We start from the raw sequence: 23836 nt of genomic DNA on the forward strand, positions 1-23836 counted from the left end.
GCCTGGCGAATGGGTCGAGTCGTGCCAACGATTCGGGCAGTACGAGCGGGTCGAGTCGTGCCAACGATTCGGGCAGTACGAGCGGGTCGAGTCGCGCCAACGATTCGAGCAGTTCCAACGGGTCGAGTCGCGCCAACGATCCGGGCAGTACCAACGGGTCCAGCCACACCGGCGGATCGAGCAGTACCAGCGAATCGCAACGTGGCAATGGATCGGTTCACACCGAAGGGGCACCTCCTAAAAGCGAAGCGTCGAACCACAGTGCGGGATCACCGCGCACGGGCTCGGAAAGCGCCGCCGGGCAGTCGAATCGCAATGGCGCGACACCTCATTCGAGCGACAAGCAGCCTGACGGTACGACGACAACACAGTCGCCCAAGTCCGGGCTCGGGCGCGGCGACGGCGCACCGCAAACGGCGGGCCAGACTCCCCGTGCGGCTGGGGCCGGGGCTGGAGCCGGTACGACGGCGAGGCCTGTCGCGGACTCGGTGTCGCGGTCGTCGGACTCCAGCGGATCCGGTGGGTCGCGCGCGCTCGGCCCGGAGGCGAAAAGCAACGGCGGTGGCCGCAGCCCCGACAACGTGCATGCGGAGAGCCAGTCCACCGCGGCTGCCACCAGGGACAAGTCATCGGGCGCGGAGAGCAAGCCGGTGGTCGTGTCCGAGTCCGCGGTGCCGGAGAAGTCGACCGCGAATTCGCCACGCGGCGACGCACCCTCGCGGAAGGACGGGGACAACGCATCGCAGCACAGCTCGGCCAGCGCGAAACCGCACACCGAGGGGGCGGGCGAGAAGACGGCACCGGATACGAAGGTGAAAGCCGGTGACGCCCATGGTGGGACGACCACCGACTCCGCCAAGTCGTGGACCGAGCCCCGGTGGCGCCGAGTCGACGCGAGCCTGCTGGGGCCGGTGTGGCCGGGGACCGGTGCATTCCTGAAGGAACTGCTTCCCCTGCAGCAGACGTGGGCCTTGCTCAAGGGATTCAAGTCGCCGGAGCCGCGCGAGCCATACCGGGTGCCCGAGGGCAGCGATCTACCGTTGCGTCCCCGGTTCGGCCAGGAGGATGGAAAGGTCAAACCGCTTTCGCGGAATACGAACTGGCTGACCGCGGACGAGCGACCCGAGCATCTGTACAAGGTCGACTCGGCGGGGAACTGGTCCAAGGTATCGAGCCGCGCCGACGACGCCGCGTCGGTGTCGAGTAAGCCCGGGTCCGACGATGCCGCGTCGGTGTCGAGTAAGTCCGATGCGGTGTCGAGTAAGACCGCGCCGGGCTCCGACAACGCCGCGAAGAGTACCGATAAGTCGGCGTCGAATAAGTCCGAGGCGGGCGGCGGCGGGGGCAAGGCTCCGTCGGGTAAGACTGTCGTCGGGGAAGGCGGCGGGACTTCGGAGATCCCGCTGCCGCGGACCGGGCCGTTGTTGAAGCGCTGGGCGAATCAGACGGCACCGGTGATGCGGACGGTGGTCGGTGACCACGAAGGCAACTGGTATATCAGCGATCTGCCGCACGAGTCGTTCCACAATGCCGGGGTGTACGTGGCGTTCAAGGCCGCGTTCGAGGACGGGCGGATGACGGCCATCTTCGATGACGCCGGCGCCTATCGCCCGGCCCCGGGGCGGATCAGAGACGCGTTGAAAGACCTGTACAACGGTCTCGACCATTATGACCAGCACTGGCGGAAATACACCGAGGAGGAGCGGAACGGGTGGCCGCCCGCAGCCGAACGGAATGGCCCGGCAGCTGCCGAAACCCAGGCTGGGACGAAGGCCGACAGTGATACCGCGAGCCAGAAAAAGACCGACGAGGCCAAGAGCGACACCAAGAGCGACAAGAAGTCCGGCGCAGACCGCAGCGGTACCGAAAGCACTCGGCCCGGTGACGAGGAAGGACCGGCGACTCGTCAGGAATGGGACTCGATCGCGGGTCTGGATGATCCGAGAACCTTTACCAAGGACGAGTACGGAAAAGCCACGGTAGCCGATGCCGAACTGGTCGTACTCGGCGACAAGGACTACGCCTACTACGTCTGGCGCAGTGAGCATGTTCGCCCGGGTGTCGGCGAGGAGACGACCACCGGTTGGCGGCGTGCCGACAATGGCGCGGATTTGTCGACTGCCGAAGTGGAGAAAATCCTCGCGGATAAGCGCATGACCCAGATTCGGGTGCCTGGCGACGCGAAAGTGGAGCTGTCGGCGCCCGGCCGCCGCCCGTCGGGGACCGAGCCACACCTCACCGAGAAGCACCCCACTGTCGTCGAAGAGCTGACTCGCACAACGGATTCCGAGACGGATGGCGTCGGAGGGAAAGACAAGTCCGCCGACGACCATGGTCCGAACGAGGGGCCGGTAGTCCACGACGACGGGGCGCTCCCGGAGTTGGTCAATGTGCCGCGCGCAGACCTGGAGCGGATGACTCCGCAGCAGCGCGCCCGCGCCATCGAGGCCGACAGGTTGCTCGAAGCGCACAAGGCCAAGGGCTGGTCGGACGTGCCGATCGACGAAATGTCGCAGCAGTTCAAGGACGAGCTGATGGGCATGTTGAAGAACGGCACGGAAGAGGATGCGTTGATAGCCGCGATCGAAATGGTCCGGCACGGCACCGAGGGCAAGGTCCTGCGGTGGCATCAGATCTCGGGCCTGAAGGCATGGAATGACGTAAACGTCCTCGAGATGGCCGCCGGTGAAGGTAAGTCGATCACCTTCGTGGCGGATGTTATGACTATTGCCGCTCGTAAGGGCTCGATGCAGTATGTCACCACCAGCGATCTGTTGGCTAAGGAGGCGGAAACCGCATATCTGGAGGTAGCTCAAAAATTCGGCTTCAAGATTGTTCGAATGGATTCCAACACCACCTATGAGCCGCCGAAGGAGGGTGAGCCGACGATCTATGTCGGCACGCAGGACGAGCTGATGTTCGGAATCCTGAAGGGGCATCGCGTACCGGGCGCGGAGATCTCGATCGACGAGTACGACCAGGCGCGATATCACAAGGACTCCGCATACATTCTTGCCGACGCCGGCGTGAAAGGTGCGGCCGACCAGCCGATCAGGGATCAGGTGAACTGGGCTCGTGATTTTATCGAGCAGCATACCGGCACAGATGATGCTCGTCTCACCATGGCAGATTTTGCCACGACTCCTGGCGACGTAGCCGGACAACGCGAGTTGACGCCTGCCGGTCGTGAAAAGATCGAGAAGATATTGCAGCGGCCATTGCAGACGCCTGACCAGGGATGGAGTGAGGAGCATCGGCTGGCCATGGCCGCCGTCGCAAAATGGCAATTTCGCGCGGAGGCGCACTACACGGTCGATGAGGCAAGAAGAGCAATCTATATCATTGACCCCACCACGCACGGCGTGATGCGCGATGCCAGGACCTCCAATGAAAGCCGATGGAACAACGGTCTGGCGCAGGCTATCGAGGCCAAACATGATCTGATCATCCGCAATGATGTGGACAGTTCGAAGACGGCCATGCTCACCTCGAAAGAGGTGTACGAGAACGATTACGCGAAACTGAAGGGTGCCACCGGCACGGCCGATACCGTCCGGGCGAATGAAGGCGAATCGGCGGTCGAGCGCATCGCTCGTTTCCGGGCCTTGAAACTGCAATATTCCGACGATGTGGTCGCCGAAAACCGAGACGCGAAACACGACTTGATCGCCGAGCATGTCGTCAATAGGAGCAGAAACACCGGCCGGCCGGAGCTGGTGCTCGCCAACGACAACAGCGAGGTCGAGGCGATTGCGGGCCGGATGGAGGCCATGGGGCTGCGTCGTGGAATCGACTTCGAGGCGATCGACGCGAAACGGATCGTCGCCCTCGGCGAAAAATGGGAAGAGCAAGTGCAGGCCATCGTCAAGGGGGCCGGTGGGGAAAACAAGATCCTCATCACCAACCGGATGGGTGCGCGCGGCGTCGATATCAAAATCTCCGCCGAAATGAGTGAACGCAATGGTCTGTCCGTCAGCATCACCAGCCGGTCGGCGGAGTCGAGAGATTTCGATATCCAGGCCGAGAATCGCACCGCGCGTGACGGTCAGAACGGAAGCGTCCAATACTATATTTCCCCCGACGACGCGCTCTATGCGCATGTCCCCGAGGCGACGACTGTCCGGATCAAATACGAGCAGGCCGCCGCGGCGCACAGAGCCGATCCGGACGGAACCGATACCAAAGCCGCGCTCGCGGATGCTGAGCATGAACTCCGCCAGCTGCGTGAGCAGCTGCAGCCCATTGGCACGGAGCGGCCTCGGATTACCAGCTTTGTACCGCCGCAGCATTCATCGAATCACTCGGTCGAGCGCCCGCCTGTTACAGCTGAGCCGGTAGGCACTCCGCCGCCGGTGCCCGATCAACAGCAACAGCCCCCTACCGACGATGTCCAGCAACCGATTTCCGATGGTCCGGCAATACGGGTGGATGAAAAGGGGACATCGTTCCACTACTTCGTCGACGATAAAAGCGGTAGGAACGCTGTGGTGGGCCGTGTCCTGCCCTCCGGCGATTACACCGAATCCACGTATCACGACGACGGCCGTGTCGTGACGGAGTCGAGTCGACTGGTGACCACTACCGACGCGAACCGAAACACGGTAACCACCAATCACGCAGGCACGATCCAGACCACGGTTGTCAACGGCGCACTCACTACGCACCACAGCGGTGCACAGCTGATCCAAAAGATCGCGACCGACTCGGACGGCACGCACGTGTGGATTCAGCGTGTCGACGAGTCTGCAGACGGCTCGCAGGCCGATCTCGTCATCGGGACGGTAGGCGAGGGACACAGCGTCGTAGGCTTCGACGGTGCCCAACGGGTGATCACTGTGAACGAGACCGGCGCGGTGGTGGCCGCCGATACCCACGGTGAATTGCTTGCCCATCTCGTACCGCTGGACCATGCCGACCGTCTAGTGAACGGCGGTGTGCGGCAATCTATTCCGGGTTGGGATTCGCTCGCGGGTTACCCAGAGTTCTTGCAGCGCCTCGCGCAGCAGTGGTATCTGGCCGCAGGTCTGCACACCCGGCTGGTGAACGGCCCCGCGGACGGCAACTGTGCGTTCCGCGCCGTCCTGCAATCCGAGTATCCGGGTGCCTGGAAAGTCGGCGCACCCGGGAAACTACTGAATTTGGATGCGGAAGCCGCCCGCGATCGAGCGGGCGCCGCCGACTATATCGCGAAGAATCCGGCGGAATTCATCCGCTGGTTCGGGCTGGATGAGCCGCTCTCTCCCGAAGATCGGGAGCAGCTCCCGGCACTCGCACGAGCGGCGGCCGAGACCATCCGAACGTTGGATTCCTGGTCCGACGACTACCACGACATGGTTATGCATGCCCTGTCGCTGGTCAAGCAGCGTCGCATCATTGTGCTGGCCGACGGACAACAGCACATATTTCCGCCCGACGGCTCGCTCGACCGTACCGCGCCGCTCTATGTCGCGTTCGTTCCGCAGGACAGTGAATCGACCACGAACAACCATTACCTCGGCGTTCAGCGCGTCTCCGACAACGCCGCGCTACCAGAGGATTCGGCGCATTTCGGTCGGTCGGCAGCGGTCGCCGACGAACTGGCCGACGGCTCGCCAGTTCACCTGCTCGGCACAGCTGACACAGCGTCCCCGGTGCTTTCCGAGAAGTCGACCGCTTCGTCCGTCGGCGTGCGGTGGGACGACCCGGAGCTATTGATCTACCGCGGCAGCCGGCCGTATACCGGTCTGGTCGATGACTGGCAGCCGTCCGGTCCGCAGGATTGGCTGCTGCTCGGCAACAGCGATCGCCAGCTGTTCAGTGTTCATCGCGAAGCCGTCGGCGCCCATGACAGCCGAACGATCATCCTCGACCACGACGGCGCCGTGATTCTGCTCGGCGATCGAACGTTGCGACAGTTCAGCGAGGAACACGGGGTATCGAAAGTCCAGGCAGGCACCCTGCTGCCGTTCGGCCTGTCCTGGTCCGAACCGGAACTGCTCGGGCAGCTGATCCCCGGGCCCGCCCGCAAAGAAGATTTCGAGGATTGGTTGCGGGCCGACATCGATCACCGTGCCCTCCAGCTCGGTACGGCAGCTGCTCATCTACTGACCGCGTACGCATCCTCGGATGGTTCGATTCACGTAATGGATGCGCAGTTCAATCCGGTGCACTTGAATGGTGAGCGGCTCACCGCTTTGTTCGATCGATTCCGTCTCGAAAAATTCCAGGGCGTTCATCCGGTGCCGCTGATGTTGCAGGCGAAGGAGCCCGACCTGCTCGGCGCACCTTTTTCATGGCAAGACGACGAGGTAATCCCGGTAACCCGCAATGTGGCACAGCGAGTTCAGCCGACCGGTGGCCTGTTCACCAATGAGCGCAGGCTGATAAAGCCATATCCGGACGGCTTTTTCGGGTACGACGAGAGGATTTTCAACGCTCGGAAAGCATTCGTCTTCGGCGAGCAGCAGGAGTGGCATCGCTGGGTTTGGGGGCCTGACGGCGCCGAAGGATATGTTTCCGAGGAGGCCCTCGAGCGGGTCGGCTACTTTCCGGTCAGAGAGGTTCGGGACGGGGCGGCAGCTACGGGATACCGGCTCGCCGGGCGAAAGTCCGTCACGGTGCCGGGTCCGGTCGGCCCCGTAGAGCTCGCCGTCGGCGAACGAGTATTCGTCGAACCCAACGTTCAGCTGCACGCCGCGTTCCTGGTGCATCGGCAGAACGGCGAGGCGGTGTGGGTCGATTCATACGCGCTTGCCGAATTGGGCGTGTGGCGTCCGCGCCCGCTCGATGGACCCCTGTGGTGGCGATCAGGGCCGGCGATGGGCGATATCGCGCGGCTTGCGCAGGCGGATGCGGCGGAACTTCGCGGCATTATCGGTAACGACCTGACCAAGGTCGGCGCGATGCTGCGCGTCTACCGCGGCTACCGAGCCGATTCCAACGCGGAAGCATCGGTGCACGCGGCCGAACTTTTCGATGAGAACGGTGCCGAACGCCGCGGCTTCCGTAGCGTCGAGGTCCTCGTCGACGGGCAGTGGGCGCAGGTGGACTGCCTCACCCTGCTGCCTTACCAGAATGGGGAGCCGATCTGGCCCCACATGATCATCGAGGCGCACCGTGCGGTCCGGGCACATGCCGAGACGTCACGAAACGCACTGGCGCAGAGCGAGTCCGCCGATGCGTTGACCGGTGTCACGGTCGCGTCGCACTCCGCTACCGACGGGGACAGCCCGCCGTGGTCTTGGCAGGGGAGTACGGACGTATCGGAAACTGCCGGACTGGCGGACGTCGCGCACGCGACCGGCCTCGAACCCACCGAGGGCGGGTATTCGGTCGTGGTGCCCGCGCCGGATGTCGAGATCCGCTCGGCGGGGAACAGGTTTGTCGCGCCGGCGGACCTGGCCCTGCGCATCGAGTCGGCTTCGAAGGCCGGGGTCCCGTTCCGGGTCTCCGGGTTGCCTGGCACCGCAACGGTATTCGTGCGCCGAGACGATCTCGCCGCCAGCGGTTATGTGCTGCGGCGGGCGGCGGGTACCTACCAGCAGATCGACAGGAAAACACAGGCGGCCGAGGGGGACACCCTCGTCCAGGCGGTGCCGGTGCTGGCAACCGACGGCACACAGCGGTACGTGGTCCGTGGCGTCGAATACTCGATCCATCCGGTAGGCGACAATCCGGGTCTGCTCGAGGTCGAGCACGACTCGCTGTCGTGGCGGATCGCCCGCGTCGACGCGGAGCGGGCCGGACTGGCGCACCCGGATACGTTGTACGAACACTGGATTGGTGCGGGGGAGATCGACGGCCCCGAGTGGGAAGAGGTGGCGGGGGCCCACCATATAGCGAGCTCCGCGGACACACACAGTGACGCGGGCACCGCGGACAGCTCCGATCCGGGAGAGGCCGCAGGGTCGGCGCAGGTGTGGCGATGGTTGACCGAAAACCCTGGGCGACAGTTGTTCCTCGGTGACGCGTTGCACCACAGGTTCACCGCGGTAGCGCAATCCGGCCGGATCCTGGTGCGAACCGCCGGCGATCCGTGGATCGCGATGGATGAGCAGCGGCTGGGCGAGCTGATTCGTGAACATGGATTGTCCACGTTCAAGTTCGAGGCGGAAATCGGCCAGGACGAGGATCAGTCCACCAATTTCCCGCAGGGCCAGTCGGCGTCGAGCGATTCAGCGGCTGGTCGGCCGTTGCTGCGTGGTGGTGCGGGTGCGTCGAGCGGGCGTGAGTTGCGGGCGGTGTTGGCGGGTGTTGTTCCGCCGGTGGTGGGTGCGGTGTGGGAGTCGCAGCCGGGGGTGGCGAATAATTGTTTGTGGCATGCGTTGGCGCGGGCGCTCGATATTGATGCCGATGATGCTGGGGCGCATCGGGATTTCCGGGATGGTGTGGTGCGGGCGATGCTCGCGGCTCCGGAACTGTATGTCGGTGAGTTCATGGGTGCGGAGCCGTCGATGGTTGTGCGGGTGCGTGCGTTTGTCGAGCAGTTGAAACTGTTGTTGACGCCTGGTGATTCGGGTCGTCCGGCGGTTGATCATTTGCTTCCCGCAGCTGATCGTTCGTTGCCTGTGGCGGCGGAGGCTTTGGGGTTGAATTTGGATGTTTATTTCGAGAACGGTTTTGTCGAACGTTGGCGTTTCGGTGTGCCGGGGCAGCGGGCGGTCGCGTTGTTCCGGGCGGGTGTTCGGGATGATGACGGGCATTATTGGGTCGCGGTCGGTAAGAGTGGAGAGGTTGCTGGTTATCAGCCTGTGCTGGATGTCTCCGAGGTCGTGGGTTCCGGGCGTCCGGCGCTACGCGGCGGCACAGCCGCAGAGCCGCCGGTAGCTCCCAGTCCGGCGGTTGTGGAAACGCTGCCTGCTGATCCCGCCTACACCGAGCAGACTTTCCCGAGCGACGACGACCGCGAGTGGCTGTACGCGAATGAGCCGATCGAGGGTCTAACGGCTGCCGAGGCGCTGGTGTTCAGGCAGGCGGTTGTCGCGCCCACCGGCGATGAGAATCCGCCGCCGTCGAACCTGCCGGTCGTGCTGCCCGCCGCAATGATCAAGGCGCCGGATGACCGCGCACTGGTGCGTGCTGATGATGGTCAGCTGGTATCGATTCCGCTCAGTTCGGTGCTGCGGATGCGCGGGGGAGTCAGCAGCACCGGCAATGTCAAGTTCGTCGAGGTCGAACATCTCGGTGGCGTATGGGACGTGCCCGAAATTGTGCTGCACGAGGAGTTCGAGGAGGTATCTCTCGCCGGTAGACAACGCGGATGGCGGCCGAAGGCTGCCGGTATCTTCGGCGTCGGCAAGGACGATCAGCTCGTCAGATGGGCGGCGGATTCGAATGTCGCTATTCGACAGAATCCACTCGATCCGGCGAAGATGGATCTGCACCTGCCCGAAGACGAGGGCTGGTTGTCGGTCGGCCGATCCGAGGCGCTGGTCCTCCGCACCGGAAGGGCGGCAGGCGACCTTTACCGGGATGGGCGGCCGCGGCCGGAAGATGTCATCCAGGGCAATGTCGGGTCTTGCTACCTCCTGTCGAATCTGATCGGCTTGGCGACCAGTAATCCGCACCTGATACACAACATGATTCACGAGACCGGGACCGGCGAGTCGCGCACATTCAAGGTCCGGTTCTATGCTCCCGAGACCAATAGCTGGGTGTGGGTCGAGGTGGATAACACCTTCTACACCGACCCGGCCGGGCAGATGATCTATGCGGTACAGGATCCTTCGCGGCCGCTGTGGCCCGCCGTCATAGAGAAGGCCTGGGCAGTGTTCCGCGGCCGAGATCGAGGCTATCTCGGCATAGACGGCGGACAGGCCGGGGAAACGGCCGCCAGGTTGCGGCCGCCGCGGGTGCCAGGGTTCGCGGGCCGAGTCCAGTCGACCCATCACGTCGATGATCCGTTGGCGGAGGCGCTGTTCCAGCTGGACGTAGATGCGGTGGCCGACCTGGTGGGCAGCCAAGGCTTCGCTCGAATGTTCGCGGATTGGAACGGCCCGCAATGGCGAACCGAATTGGTGATGGCGCGCATGCGGGTAATGAATCGCATGAAGGACGAAGACTTGCTTCCGTCTGCTCTGCGGCAGAAAAGCCATGCCGAATTGGCCGAGGTGCTCGGTGCCGGCCTGGCGGCCGCGGTCGGCGAAGCACTGCTGGCTTGGCGGCCCGAGGACGAAACCGACAGTGCCATCGCCTTCGTGAATTTCCTCAACAGGCAATGGGGGCCGCTTCGCCAGCGTCTGAGCGATCATCTCGACGCCTGGGAATCGGTGGACGAGCTGCCCGATACCCGGATCGCCCAGTGGGTGGCGGAGCGAATTGATTACCTGCTCCATAGCGGTGACACGGTGAGCTTGGGTACGAAAGCTGATATCCCCGAACAACTGCCGTCTTTCACGTTGTCACCTCAACATGCGTACGCGGTGGTCCGAGTAGACCGGATCCGCCTGGCTTCCGGATCGTTCGGGCTACCTACGGCGGTGGTGCTCCGTAACCCGCACGGCGGCAATGAGTTCCCCGTAGACCTGAAGTATCTCAATCTGTTCGACATGCTTCGTGCCGCCGGACCGGGCACTCGTTTTGCCTATGGCGTGGCGGACGCCGAGGCGGGGCACGAGGCAACGTCATCGTCGGCGGCTCAGATCGGCGCACGGCCGGGTATCGCGCCGAATACCTCGGAGCCGGCGGCAGCCACCGTGCCGGACTTCTTTGCCCTCGACGGCACACAGTCCGGGGCTTTGCCACGATCGGTGGCCGGCCTCGAAAGCTTCCTTACGGCGAACGGTTTGTCGAATGTGCAGTTGGCCAAGGACATCGGCTTGGACCACCGGAACAGTCTGGTGGACCGGGGGCGGGGTCTGTTCGAGGATCCGGGCCCGCGGTTGGCCGCGCTGTGGGGGCTGCACGACGAGCTGCTCGGGCCGGTGCCCGCCGACGTACCCGCGGCGGTGCGGCAGCTGACCACGATGCGGCGACTGTGGGACATTCTGCGTTCGGCACGGATCGCCGACCGCTCGGCGGTCACCGTGGCACATCTCGACACCCTGTTGGACAGATTCGACGCGAGGGACGGCAGCGAAGGCCGCGCGGAGATGGTGGCCGGAGATCGCCGGATGCTACTGCTCGACGTGCTCGACAAGGCCAAGGTGCCTGGGCAGGCGATCTCACCGGCCCAGGCGGAAGACGCTTACCGGCGGTGGTGCGACCAGGCCGTCGGCACCATGGCCGGCGGCGTCGTGACGGTTGCCGGAATGCGCTCGGCGCTGACGAGTTTTGTTGCGCTAGGCGAGAATTCGCGTGCCCGCGGGTTCGTCCGCAAGCTCGGGCACGAGCGGCTCGACCGGTATCACGCCGAAATGGTCGCGCACCTGCAGCAGCAACTAGTCGCGCAGCAGACGCGCGGTAGCCATCCGGCCGAGGTGCACCAGGTGCCGACGCGGATGAACTTCGCCTGGTTCGGCGGCGAGCTGAGCCCGGCCGCGGTGGCGAACGTCGCGGCCTGGGTCGAGGCGGCCGAAGGCTCCGACTGGACGGTGACGTTGTGGAGTGAGAGCGGCCACGACAAGGTCTTCGACCAGTTGCGGCGGCATCCGGAGCTCGGTCCCCTGATCGGCGACAAGCTGCTACTCGACGGCGGTGTCACCGAACTGGTCGCCGAGGTCGGCGGTGACGAGTTGGTGGCCGCGTACCGGTTGGCCCTGCGAACCGGCGCGTTCAACTTGAGTTCGGACATCGCCCGCTACGCGGTGCTCGTCAAGTGGGGCGGGGTGTACGCCGACGTCGATATCGCGCCCGGCACGGTCCGGCTCGCGGAACTCCCGCCGATGCGCCTGCACGAGGACGACGTCCCGGTGCTCGCGCCACGGATCCGCGAGCACCGATCCTTGGGCGTGCTCGGTATCGATCCGACGCTGCCGTTCACCGAGCAGGTCGCCCAGGCCGTCGCCATTCGATATAACCGCGGCGAGTTCGGTAATCAATTCCTGGTCGCGCCGCCGAATTCGCGGTACCTGCGCGACCTGATGACGGCGATTCCGGAAAAACTGCTCTTCGGTAACCCGATAGACGTTCCGGGGACACCGTTCACCGATGTGCAGCGGGTGATTCAAGCCGACCCGGCAGAACTCCGCGACATCCTGACCCGAATGCGCGCGGCAGTAGCGGAGGAAACGATCACCCCGGTCGACACCATGCTGTTGGCGGTTCTGGAACACCACATCGCGGAAGCGATGAAAGTACTGCCCAATGCCGTACTCGGTCTTCAGGAACTGACCGGAACAGCCGACGATGTCGGCGGCCGGTTGACGTTGCGTGCCCCCATCGTCAGTGGGCCGATGCTGCTGGCGCAAAGTGCCGCGGTCCACGGCTCATTGATGAACTACGCCAAGAACGTGCTCGGCTTGGAAAAACTGTGGTGGCCCGACGTGACCGCGATGATGGACCCACGGATCGTCAGCGCGTTCGAACAGTTGGCTTGGCTTACCGACGAAAGCGAAGCGGTGCTCGACCAGGAGCCCGGGCAAGGGGCGACGTCCTCGACACCGGTCGAGGACGATGATGCCGTCGTCGACCTCCGCGACGAGGCGCCCGAGCCGGACCGCCTGGCAGCCGCGGTGGACACCACCGTCGACCTCCAGAACCTCGGCGTCGAACGGGTGGTGTGGCGGACAACCAGTGAACCGCTCTACCGCAGCAGCAATTCGTCGCCGAACGACATATTCGACACCGGATTCGCGCCGCCGATTCCGGAATTCACCGATCTGCGGAAATATGTCCTGAACAATAGGGATTCCGTCTTCGTCGGCACCTCGAAGAGAGCGGATATCTGGGAAGTATTCCCCCGTCGGTATGTCTACGAAATAAGTGTTCCCGGCGGAATCGACGTGAATGCGACCTTGGCGCTGCACGACAGTGATGCGCACAGCGCGGCCGGTCCGCACGATTTCCATCGCGAGGAGGAAATAGCGCTGCCAGGCGGGATTCGAAGGGAATTCATCGTCGGCGCCTTCCGTTTCCATCGATCCACGCAGACGTTGGGTCAATTCTTCCCCAATCCGAACTATGGTCGACCGCACGCGCCGCAGTCCGCCGACGCCGATGAATTGTCGATCGAGCAGGCGGAGTATATAGATTATGACAGCGAATCCGATGTCGAGGCCGACATCGGGCCAGTTTTCGACCCCGGTTACGAACCTGCGGATCGGCAGATCGAAGCGCTCCCGGGATATCAGGTAATACCGATTCCGCCAGGCCCGCCCGCGCTGTTCTGGGCGATCAATGTCGCCTCGGGGCAGCCGATGTACGGGGATCTACGTTCCCGAATTGTCGAGGCGTTGAAGGCTCGGCACCAGGAGTTCCTCGCGGGACGAAACCCGGAGGTCGACGGCGTCCTCGTGGCAGTCCGCGACCAAGAGGACACGCTCCGCCTGATGCGCGAGCAAGATCCCGACGACCCGGGTATTCCGGCGCTGGAGCAGGAAGTGGACGGCATGCGCCAAATGCTGCCCTGGGTGCTCAATTCGCAGATCGACGCCTACATCGATGTCGGCACATCGGATAGCGCAATCGGGGACGTGCTGGTCCGCGTCGCCGCCGACGAGCTGGGATTCCGTCTCATCGTGGTGAACCCGGACGGAAGCCGAGCCGCCTTCGGACCCATGGCCGGGCCCGAGCACGTCCTGATGCGAGTACACAACGGCAGCTACCACTACCACGCCGCCACGCGGATCCCCCTCGAGCTGGCAGAAGTGCGGTCCGCCGCAGCGTCGAATCTGAATGAGATTGCGGGCCTTACTGATTCGGTCAGCCGGACGCCGAGCGGGCAGTCGGACGAGTCGACGGGCGTCGAGGCGCTGACTCCGGGCAGTGCCGGCGGTTCGAGTGTGGTTACGGACATGAACCGGTCCGGCGAGGTCACGGATGTAGACCGGTCCGGCGCTCTGCCCGATGTGGTCGACGAAGCCGGCGGACTCAGTTTCGTGGCGGCCGCGCAACCGACGCCCACCGCGGGGAGCGTGCTGGCCCCCGAGACAGCTGTCGTCATGCCGCCCGCGGCGATAAGTATCCCGGGGGACCGCCTGATCGTCCCCGACCGCGCGGGCAACCTGGTGGTGGTGATGCTCGCGGGTGTCGAGCCCCGACTGGTCGGCCCGGCCACGTCGGAGGACGGATACGACTGGCGCCGTGTGGATTTCGGCGGCGAGATCGGTGAGCGCGTCGTTCGCTTCGATCTGCTGCGAAGCCACTTCGACACCTCGACAGCGAATCGGTCGCTGTTGAGGCCGAAGCACGCCGGTGCCGTCCTGGTCCGCGGCGATGGCGCGGCCGTGCACTTCGCCGCCGGCACGATCATGCCGGTGCGCATGGCGGGTCCCATTGTGGCGCTGCGTGATCCGGCCGATACCGACCCCGCGACCGCCTGGCACCCACTGCCCGCCGACACGGGGATGGCGCCGAGTCGGCGGACCATCGCCGGTGACCTGTTCGGTGCCGACGGTCCGACCGCGACCGACGTGCGGCAGGGCGATGTCGGCACCTGCTATCTGCACGCCGACCTGATCTCGCTGGTGCGGCAGGATCCAACGCTGATCACGGACATGGTCGTCGAGCACCTGGACGGCACCTGGTCGGTGCGTTTTTATCGCGGCGACGAGGAGGTGTGGGTGCCGGTCGACCGCACCTTCTACACCGATTCGGCGGGCCGGATGAGCTACGCCGCACACCTGCCCGGCCAGCCGCTGTGGCCCGCGGTGATCGAGAAGGCGTGGGCGGTGCACCGGGGCGGCGAGCAGGGTTACGCTGGTATCGATGCAGGCAGGGCGGGCGACACCGCCGCGAATCTGCGCCCGGCGATGGCCGCGGGTTCCGCGGGACGTGTCCAGCCGACCCGCAGCGTCGACGACCCGAGCTTCGCGCATCCGATGGGCATGGGCCGCGACGCGCTGGCCGAAGTGCTCGGTAGCGAGGGCTTCGCGCACGCGGTACTGGACGTCGAATCCGAGTGGCGCACTGAGGCGCTGGGTTGGTCGGACGCGGACAACTGGGACCGCGCGCAGCGCCACTATGCGGAATTGCTCGAGGCGCACGATGGTGAGAAGGACGCCGCGGCAACAGCTTTCCGGCAGTGGATGCGCGACATCGATCCGCGCGGCGCGACCGGCACCGCCCAGGTGCTTCGCCGTCGATTCGATGCGGCATTCGACCGTTTGTGGCAGCCGGGCGACACCGGGAATCCGATGGAATCGAGCAGCGCGGAGCTGTCCGCGCGGGTCGGTTCCGGTATCGCGCACGCCCTGATCGAACTGGTTCCGGCGTGGCGGGCGGCACGGCTCGACGGCGCCGAGGTGACCGGCCCGGCAGGTCTGCGCGCGTTCCTGGACGGGCACTTCGATCAGTGGACAGACCGGTTGACCGCGCAGCTGCGGGCATGGGAAGCCGCAGCACCGTTGGCGGACACCAGGATCGCGGCCTGGGTGGCGGACCGGCTGGACTACGCGTTGCGGCGCACGGACATTCAGACGTTGGGCACCCGCCGGACGCCCGACGGAAAGCGGCATGCGGGCAGCGGGCTCAGTCCGCAGCACGCGTACGCGGTCGTTCGTGTCGAACGCGACGCCGCCGGTAATCCGACCGGTGTACTGCTGCGCGACCCGAACGGCGGTCAGTCGACCGTACCGTTGCGTCATTTCAACCAGTTCGATTTCCTTTCCACCAGTGGCGCGGGCGCGCGCGGCATGCACGGGCTGGATGCCGTGCCCACCACTGGGATCGGGTACTCCCGGATGGTCGGGCAGCCGCAGGACGGTGCGGAGTCGCCGACCGAGATGGACTACGAGCTCGATACCCCGGCGGACATCGCACCGGACTTCATGGATTTGGATCGGCCTTTTACCGCTGTCGCGGAATCTGTTGCCACGGCGCAGATCCCCGCGGCCGACGATGGATCGGATTCGCTGTTCACCGCGCACGAGCTGTCGGCATTGTTCGGGGAGCCGATCCCGGCCGATCAGATCAACGCGGCTGCCGGCCCTGACTCCTCGTCAGCCGCGGCGCCTGTCGCCGCGGCGTGGGAGTTCGTGGAGTCGGCCGTCAACGCACCCGGGTCGATCGAAATGCCCGCTGCCGCGGTCTATCTCGATGAGAGCGGACTATTCCTGCGTGACACTGATGGCAAGTTGATTCGGATACACCTCGATACGCGGCTGAGTGTGGAGCAGCCGGACCAGCACCCGGACTGGTATGAAGCCCGATTCCCCGACGACTCGACGCGAAAGCTGAACAAGCGAGTGGTGGAGCTGGCCTTCGATATCTTCGGAGGTGGTTCGAACCCACGCGAAGGTATGTGGCTACTGGCGAAAGCCAACGGTCACGGTTATGTGGCTGGATCCGATAATCCGGTGCTTTCGACGCGGTCCAGGCCGGCGGCGATGACAAACATCGGGAACGCGGTGCGGATCAAGCTGTCCAAATCAGCCGAGTGGGAGTCGGTGACGTGGGTCTCGGGTGCCGATGAGTCGTTCATCGTCGGCCGCGCCGCAGGGCCACTGTACGGCGCGACCGGGCCGCGACCAGAGGATGTCCGGCAAGGCGGCATCGCGGATTGTTATCTGCTTGCCGATTTGATCGGGTTGGCCGAAAAACATCCCGAATGGATCAAGAGCATGATCCACGAGCATGGCGACGATACTTTCAGTGTTCGATTTCGGGTACCGGACGGCTGGCGTTGGGTTCGGGTGAATCGTGACTTCTACCGGGCTGATGACGGCAGCATGATGTATGCGGTGCACGAGCCGAACCAGCCGTTGTGGGCGGCCATTGTCGAGAAGGCATGGGCGGTACACAGGGGTAAGGACCGAGGGTACGCGGGTATTCACTTCGGCCGCGCGGGCCGGACCGCCGCGACCCTGTGGCCGGAGCAGGCACCAGGATTCGCCGGGCGCACCCAGCCGACCCGGAGTATTGATGATGTTTATTTCGCGCATCCGCTGACGTTGGAGCGTGACGCCATGGCCGAGCTGCTCCGTAGCGACGGCTTCGCCCACGCAGTGCTGGATACCGAACCCGCGTGGCGCGCCCGTCTGTCGAACAGATACAACACGAAATGGGCACCGGCCAAAAAGAAGTTCAAAGAGTTCCGCGACAAACACCCCGGGGACCGGGCGGCGGCAAAGCGGGAGTTGGAACGCTGGCTTCATGAGATCGATCCGCGCACGCGGCGCGGCACCGAGTCGTTGCTGCAGGAGTATTTCTCGGCGGCCTTCGATCTGCTGTGGGTGGACACCGACACCGAATGTCCGATGAACCTGGACCGAGCGGAGCTGTCGGATCGGGTCGGCGCGGGTATGGCACACGCACTCGACGAACTGCGTCCCGTGTGGCGTGCCGCGGAGCGGGAAGGTCTCGATGTGGCCAGTCCCGCAGGCCTGCGGGATTTCCTGGACGAGGAATTCCGGGTGCGGACGGTCCGGTTGATCCGGCATATGCGGGCGTGGGCGTCCGACACCGCATTGGTGGACACCACGGTCGCGGCTTGGCTCGCCGAGCGGATCGATTACGCGCTGCGTCGTGGGGACACCGTGGTCTTGGGCAGTCGAGCTCGGTTCGACGAAGATTCGACACATCCGGAAACCGATCTTTCCTCGGACCATTCCTACACGGCGGTCGAGGTTCGACGTAACGCGAAAGGCCGCCCGGCCGCCCTGGTGCTGCGTGATCCTTACGGCCCCGAGAAGGTTGTCCTACTGCGTCGATTCAACCAGTTCAAATCGCTGTCGAGCACCGGTCCCGGTACCTACGGCATGGATATTCTGGATGAAACGTCCTTTGTGAAGCCGACCGAGCTCGCCGCAAGCGGATCCGGGGCCCGTCGCCTCGCCGACACCTCGACCACCCATGCCATGGATGCCGGCTCGAGTTACGAAATCGCGGACACCCCAGGTGATCTCAGCGGATCCGGCGCCTTGATGAGCAGCGGGCTGCTCAGTCCGGCGGAGGTACCCGCGGCTCGGCATGCCGCGGTATTGGTACCAGATCGTCCAGGTTCTCTTGTTCAGTTACCTGGCGGTGAACAGGCGACGTTGATCGTTCGTGCTCGGGATGGCGGTGCCTACCAGGAACTAGTGCTGCTGGCGGGCATGCGGTTCGTCGTTGAACCGATTTACGGTGATTCGAGCGGGACGTGGGTGTGGTTGCGTCAGGGTGACCTGGTGTGGTCGGTGACCGCCGATGCCGCCGCCGCGGTGGGTTTGCGTCCGTTGCGCCGGCTCGACGGGCCGGCGTTTCGAACGGATGCTGACGGCAGGCCGCGGCCAACGACAGCGGATCTCGAATATCTACCGATGATTTCGCCGCTTGTCGAGGAACTTCGCGAATTGGTGGTCGAGCATCCGGCATCGGTTCGGGACATGGTGCGGTACGACGAAGTGGGCAATATCGAGGTATTGCTGCGGGTGGGGAACGAACCGCGATGGGTACGGGTGGATGGTCTCACCGATACGTCCGCTACTCCGGCCGAAGCTCCGGTATGGCCCGCACTGGTGCTCGAAGCGCACGCTGCCGCCGAGGCCTGGTTGCAGAGCGCGGCGAGTTCCTTTGCCGCGGAACATGCCGAGCCGCACGGCGGACTACGACCGTTTAATGTGCTGGAACGGCCTTTTTCCTGGCAGGACGGCAACGCGGTGACACGCCGGTGGGAGCGACAAGTTCGACCGACCGGAGCCGTAGTCGCCCAGAACAATCGGATCATATATCCGCACCCGGGCAATTTCTTCAGGCACGAAGCGAGCATGCACGAGGCTCAGAAGATATTCGTAGCCAATGAAAAGGCGAAACTGTATCGATTGGTACAGGGCGTGGGCGGCGACGTAGCTTACGTGGCGGAGGAAACATTGGCTCGGGTCGGTTACCGGCCGGCCACCGCGACCCGTGGCGCTGTTACCGTCTCGGGCTATCAGCTTGCCGAATCCCAGTTCGTGACGGTGCCGGGCCCCCTTGGTCCCGTGACATTCACTGTCGGCGAACGCATTACGGTCGAACCCCGCGCCCATCTCCGTGGCGCGATCCTGCTCCGTCGCGGTAACGGTGAGTCGGTGTGGGTCGACCCACGCGCGGCCGCGGAAGTGGGCGTACGGCACCCCAGGGTGCTCGACGGCCCCCTGTGGGGCAGGCCGGTTTCCACCCGCGAAGACCTGATCAACGATCTGCGGCAGCTGCCGAGACCGGCCATCTTGGAAATTCACGCAATTGTCGGTCGCGACTTGGCCGTGGTCGGTGACCTGCTGCGGATAAGCGGCGACAGTGCCGATAGCGCGCCCGCGCCGCTCGACGAGCAGGCCGCTGAGCGTCGAGGATTCCGTAGCGTCGAGGTTCGGGTCGGGCAGCGATGGGTGTCGGTGGACTGCCTCACCGATCTGCCTTATGAGAGTGGGCGCCCGATCTGGCCCCACCTGATCATCGAGGCGCACCGTGCCGTCCGGGCGAGCACCGAAACCTCGGCGGAGGTACCGCAGAATATGCCAGGGGGACAAGCACTTTCGTGGCTCGACGAGGCAATGAGGCTGCTGGGAGACGAGCGGGATCGGGTCGCGCCCGAAACCAGCACCCGACGGCCGTTCGTGCCCGTGTCGCCGGTTTCGGCCGATGAGCCGTACTTGCCGTTCTTCGTGCCGCCCATCGAGACGGTGCCCCGGCACACGGAGTTCGCACCGCCGCGGCTGCGCTACACCGGGGATACGGCGGCCGTAGTGGCCGCCGACGGCACTCGGATCGTGGCCGCGGGCAATCAGCTGCTGACCGTGACCGAGGTGGAATACGCAGGGCCGCACGGACTCCCGTTCCGGGTTCGGGTGGAGGGCGAAGCCCGATCCACCGCCTTGGTCACCCCGGCCGAGCTGGCGGCCGCCGGATTCGTGGTGCCCGGCGAGGACAGTTTCCTACCGGCCGACGCCGTGCCCGCCGTGCGCCGCGGCGACGAGTTCGTGCGCTTCGCCCGCGCCGGTTTCCGCCTCGCCGATCACCAAATGGGTTGGGCGCAGGACACGGTGGCGGAAGTTACCGGTGTCGCCCAGCGGCCGGACGGCACCGTCGACTTCGTCGAGATCGAACAGGACGGGCAGACCCGGCGGGTGACGTTGGCGGAGCTGCGCGCCGAGGGTTTCGTGACCGCCGCCGTCGGCAGCTTCGCCCGGCCCGACTCGCTCGGTATTCTCTGGCCCGGTCACGCGCTCCTGCACGCGCGGCGTGTCGAGCTCGGCGGGCAGGTCGCCCCGCTGTATCTGATCCACGGCAGGCCGTATGAGGTGACGGCGGGTGACGGCGACACGGTGCTGGTCACGGACGAGGATCGCGACGAGTGGTTGATCAGCGCCGCGCAGGCCGCGGCGGCCGGACTGCACTTGCCGATCGAACTGGCCGGGCCGCTGTGGGATCCGGCGACCGGACCGCGTCCTGGCGACGTCCCCCTGGACCTGGGCGATCCGCAGCTGACCCAGATCCTGCGTGAGTTCGTCACCCGGAACCCGGATGGGGTCAGGCGGATGTTCACGCCGATCGGCGCCGCGCGAAGCGACATCCTCGCGGCCATCGACGATGGCGACGACACCCTGTTCGCCTCGGAACACGCTATCGCGGAGGCGGATCCGATCACCGCGGGTCATTACGCGATCCTGCTCGAGGTGGATAGTGGCCCGATCCGGTACGTGATCGGCCGGGATAGCTACCCCGGCTCGGCGGCGGGCTCGGTGCCCGGCCCCGATCAGCCGATCTGGCCGTGGCTGCTCGCGAGCGCGTATCGCCACGCGTTGCACGACGAGACCGTGGCCACCGAGGAGGAGTTCGCCAACCGGCGCGGGTTCGTCGAATGGTGGAACGCGGACACGACCGGCGAAGCTCCCGAGGATCCGACCCCGGAGACCGAGATGCCTGGCGGTGGAGGGGATCCGGGGCCGAGCAGCGCCCGGGGACGTCCGCTCACCACCGATATTGTCGGTCCCGACCACGTCAAACGTCGGCGCACCGATCGCACGGAGGATGACGAGTGACACCGGCACGGCCGGTCGTGCCGACGGTGCGCACGCGATGATCGAGATCCCGCCCGAGCTGAAATGGCTGGGCTGGCTGGTCGGTATCGACCCGCCGGAGGGGAACGAGGATCTGCTGTTCGCGATCGGCAATGCCTGGAACGATGCGGCGAAAGGGCTTGCCGCTCAGGTGGATCCGTTGACGTCGGTGCAGCGGGACGCGACAAGGGCCTACACCTCGGGCGCCGGCGCGGAGGCGATCGCCGGGCTGTTCGACAGCCTGCTGCACGGCGGTGCCTCGCTGGAGACTTTGGCGGCCGTTTTCGATGAACTCGGCAACGCCGCCTTCGATTTCGGCACGGCGGTGCAGGAGGCGAAGTTGATGATGATCGTCTCCTACGTGCTGCTTGCCGCGGAGATCATGTGGGCGTGGATGTTTCCGCCGACGGCTCCGGCGCTGGAGGCGGCGGCCGTGGCGGGCACCCGGTCGACGCTGCGCGCGGCCGAGGATTTCACGGTCGCGAAGATCGAGCAGCTTGTGTTGCGAGCCTTGGGAACCGCTGGCCGCAAACCGTGGTCGAAGCTGGTCGTCAAGAATCTGTCCACCTACGCGGTCAAGGGCGTGGTGTCCGGCACGCAGGCGGTGGCCGTGGACGCGGTCGTGCAGGGAGTTCAACTGGCCGCACACACCCGCCGGTCCTTCGACAGCAACGAGTTGGTGCTGTCGTTCGGGTCGTCGTTCCTCGGCGGCATGGTGGGCCGGGCCGGCGCGCACTGGGGTGGCATCGCCTTCGACACCACGATCGGCCGGTTGACCAATAGGCTCAGCCCAGCCGGTGGGGCGTTGCGCGGCATGGCGATCGGCGCGTTCGGCGGTGAGGTGAGCACGATCGGCGGCGCGGTCGGAGCCGCGCTGAATACCGGGGATTGGCAAAGCGGGTTCAGCGGTTCCGAATTCGCCGCCTCGATGGCCGGTGGCGCCTTCCGCGGCGCGGTGCCCGGCGCGACCCGCGGCCTGTGCCAGCTGAACCGGGTCCCGCGCGGCCCGGCGAGCACCGGCTTTCTCCGGCATTTCCACTTCGACGCCGAGGGCAACGTTTACGCGCCCGCGAGCCGGGTCGCCAAGGCTATCGGTGCCGCCGGAGACGACCCCGTCGCGCGGCCCGCGCCGGTGGACCGATCCGCGGTCGAAGGCTCGGGCGCCACGCGGCAACGCAGGCTGGCCGAGCTCGACCGCCAGGATGCCGCAAACCTGCGCCGATACCACCGCGAGGTGCGTGAGCGGCAACCGCGTCTGCAAGCCGAACCCGCTGAGTCACAAGGGAATCGCTCGCGAAGCCGGGTGTTGGGCGAGTGGACGCGACCGGACTCGGGAGACCCGAGCGTTCCATCACCTGAGTCGCCGGGAAACCGTCTGCGGACGGGGCCGGAGTCCGCCGAGCCTGCGCCGCGGGCACAATCCGCCGAGCCGCCGGGGAGCCGCCCCCGGGCTCGTGCGCTCGGCGAACCGGCGGGCTTGGAGTCGGTCGATCGACAGCCGCCATGGGCGGCACGGATGTCGGGCCGCGCGCGAGAGTTCGCGGAACGGGCCGCGTCGACGCAGCACGCGGCCGACCAGGCCCAGGACGTCGCCGACACCGCGCAGCGGAAAGCTACCGTGCAGCAGACGCTGGCCGATGCCGGGGACGGGCGGGTCCGCGAAGCGCGGGCGAACCTTGTTCAGGCACAACGCCAAGTGCACGACGCTGAGAGGCAGTTGGCCAGCGCACGGACGACGCGGACGACCGACCCGCAGCGGGTCGAACAACTGCAAGGGCGTCTTACCGATGCGCAGCGCGCGCACGAGCAGACGTTGCGCGGATTGAGCGCCGCCGAACGGGAGGCAGGCCAGGCGCAACGCACGGCGGATCAGCATCAGGCCGATGCCGATGCCCTGCAGCGCCGGGCGGATCAGGCGCAGCGCCACGCCGACGACCACCGAATGGTGCGGATGAACCAGGAGGCGATCAACCGCACCGCGGATGGCGAAGCCAGAAAGATCACGCAACCGGGCACCGACGAGAACACCTGGTGGAAGCGGGCTCTGATGCGCAGCGAACGCCTCGGAAAAGAGTACGGCACCGGCGGCCCCGGCACCGACGTCTACCAAGCCAAGGCCACCGACCTGCGCGGCAAGACCCGCCCGAAGCAGTACAAGCACCACAATCCGGAGATCATCCCGTACACCGCTCCGACAGCGCCGGACTCGACAGCATGGGGCCAGCCGAATCCCCCGACACCGCCCAACCCGACCCCGCCGGGGCCGCCGCACCCACCGGACCCGTCGCATCCGCCGCATCCGCCGACGCCGCCGCACCCGACGCCGCCGCATCCGCCGCATCCGCCACCGCCGCATCCGCCGCACCCGACGCCGCCGGGTCCTCCGCACCCGCGAAATCCTCCGCGCCCGCCGCTTCCGCCGGACTTTTCGCATCTACCGGATTCGCCGCACCCGACGCCGCCGCCGCACCCGTCGGAGCTACCAGGCCCGCCGCCCCCAACGCGTCCATCGCACCTGTCGCGTCCGCCGGGCGCACCGAACCCGCCGGGCGCACCGAACCCGTTGGGCGCACCGGGTCCACCGAACCCGCTGGATGCACCGAACGCACCGAACCCGCCGGACCCTCGGCACCCGCCCCATCCGCCGCTTACCTCCAGTGGCCGAGCCGGACTGCCGAAGCCGCCAAGCGGGTAACGCTGCACAACAGCATGATTCGGCTCGGTGTGCTTGAAACATATTGTTAAGAAGCTGTTTCGGCGCTGCTCGCGCACAATCCTGGTTCCGGTCGACTGCGTCGATGACG

General features: G+C 65.7%; 2 protein-coding genes. Both read left to right on the forward strand.

The window, feature by feature from the left end; all coding sequences use genetic code 11:
• The first annotated feature begins 488 nt into the window (after positions 1-488).
• Entirely contained in the window at positions 489-21014 is a 20526-nt protein-coding gene (locus ACIBCN_RS37070) for a C2 family cysteine protease (protein ID WP_396996656.1), read from the forward strand.
• Positions 21004-23727 (forward strand): hypothetical protein, encoded by a 2724-nt coding sequence (locus tag ACIBCN_RS37075; protein WP_396996657.1) that lies wholly within the window; start codon positions 21004-21006, stop codon positions 23725-23727. Before ACIBCN_RS37070 ends, ACIBCN_RS37075 begins: the two co-directional genes overlap by 11 nt.
• Positions 23728-23836: the final 109 nt, after the last annotated feature.

The organism is Nocardia sp. NPDC051052 (assembly GCF_044456045.1).
Classification (GTDB): domain Bacteria; phylum Actinomycetota; class Actinomycetes; order Mycobacteriales; family Mycobacteriaceae; genus Nocardia.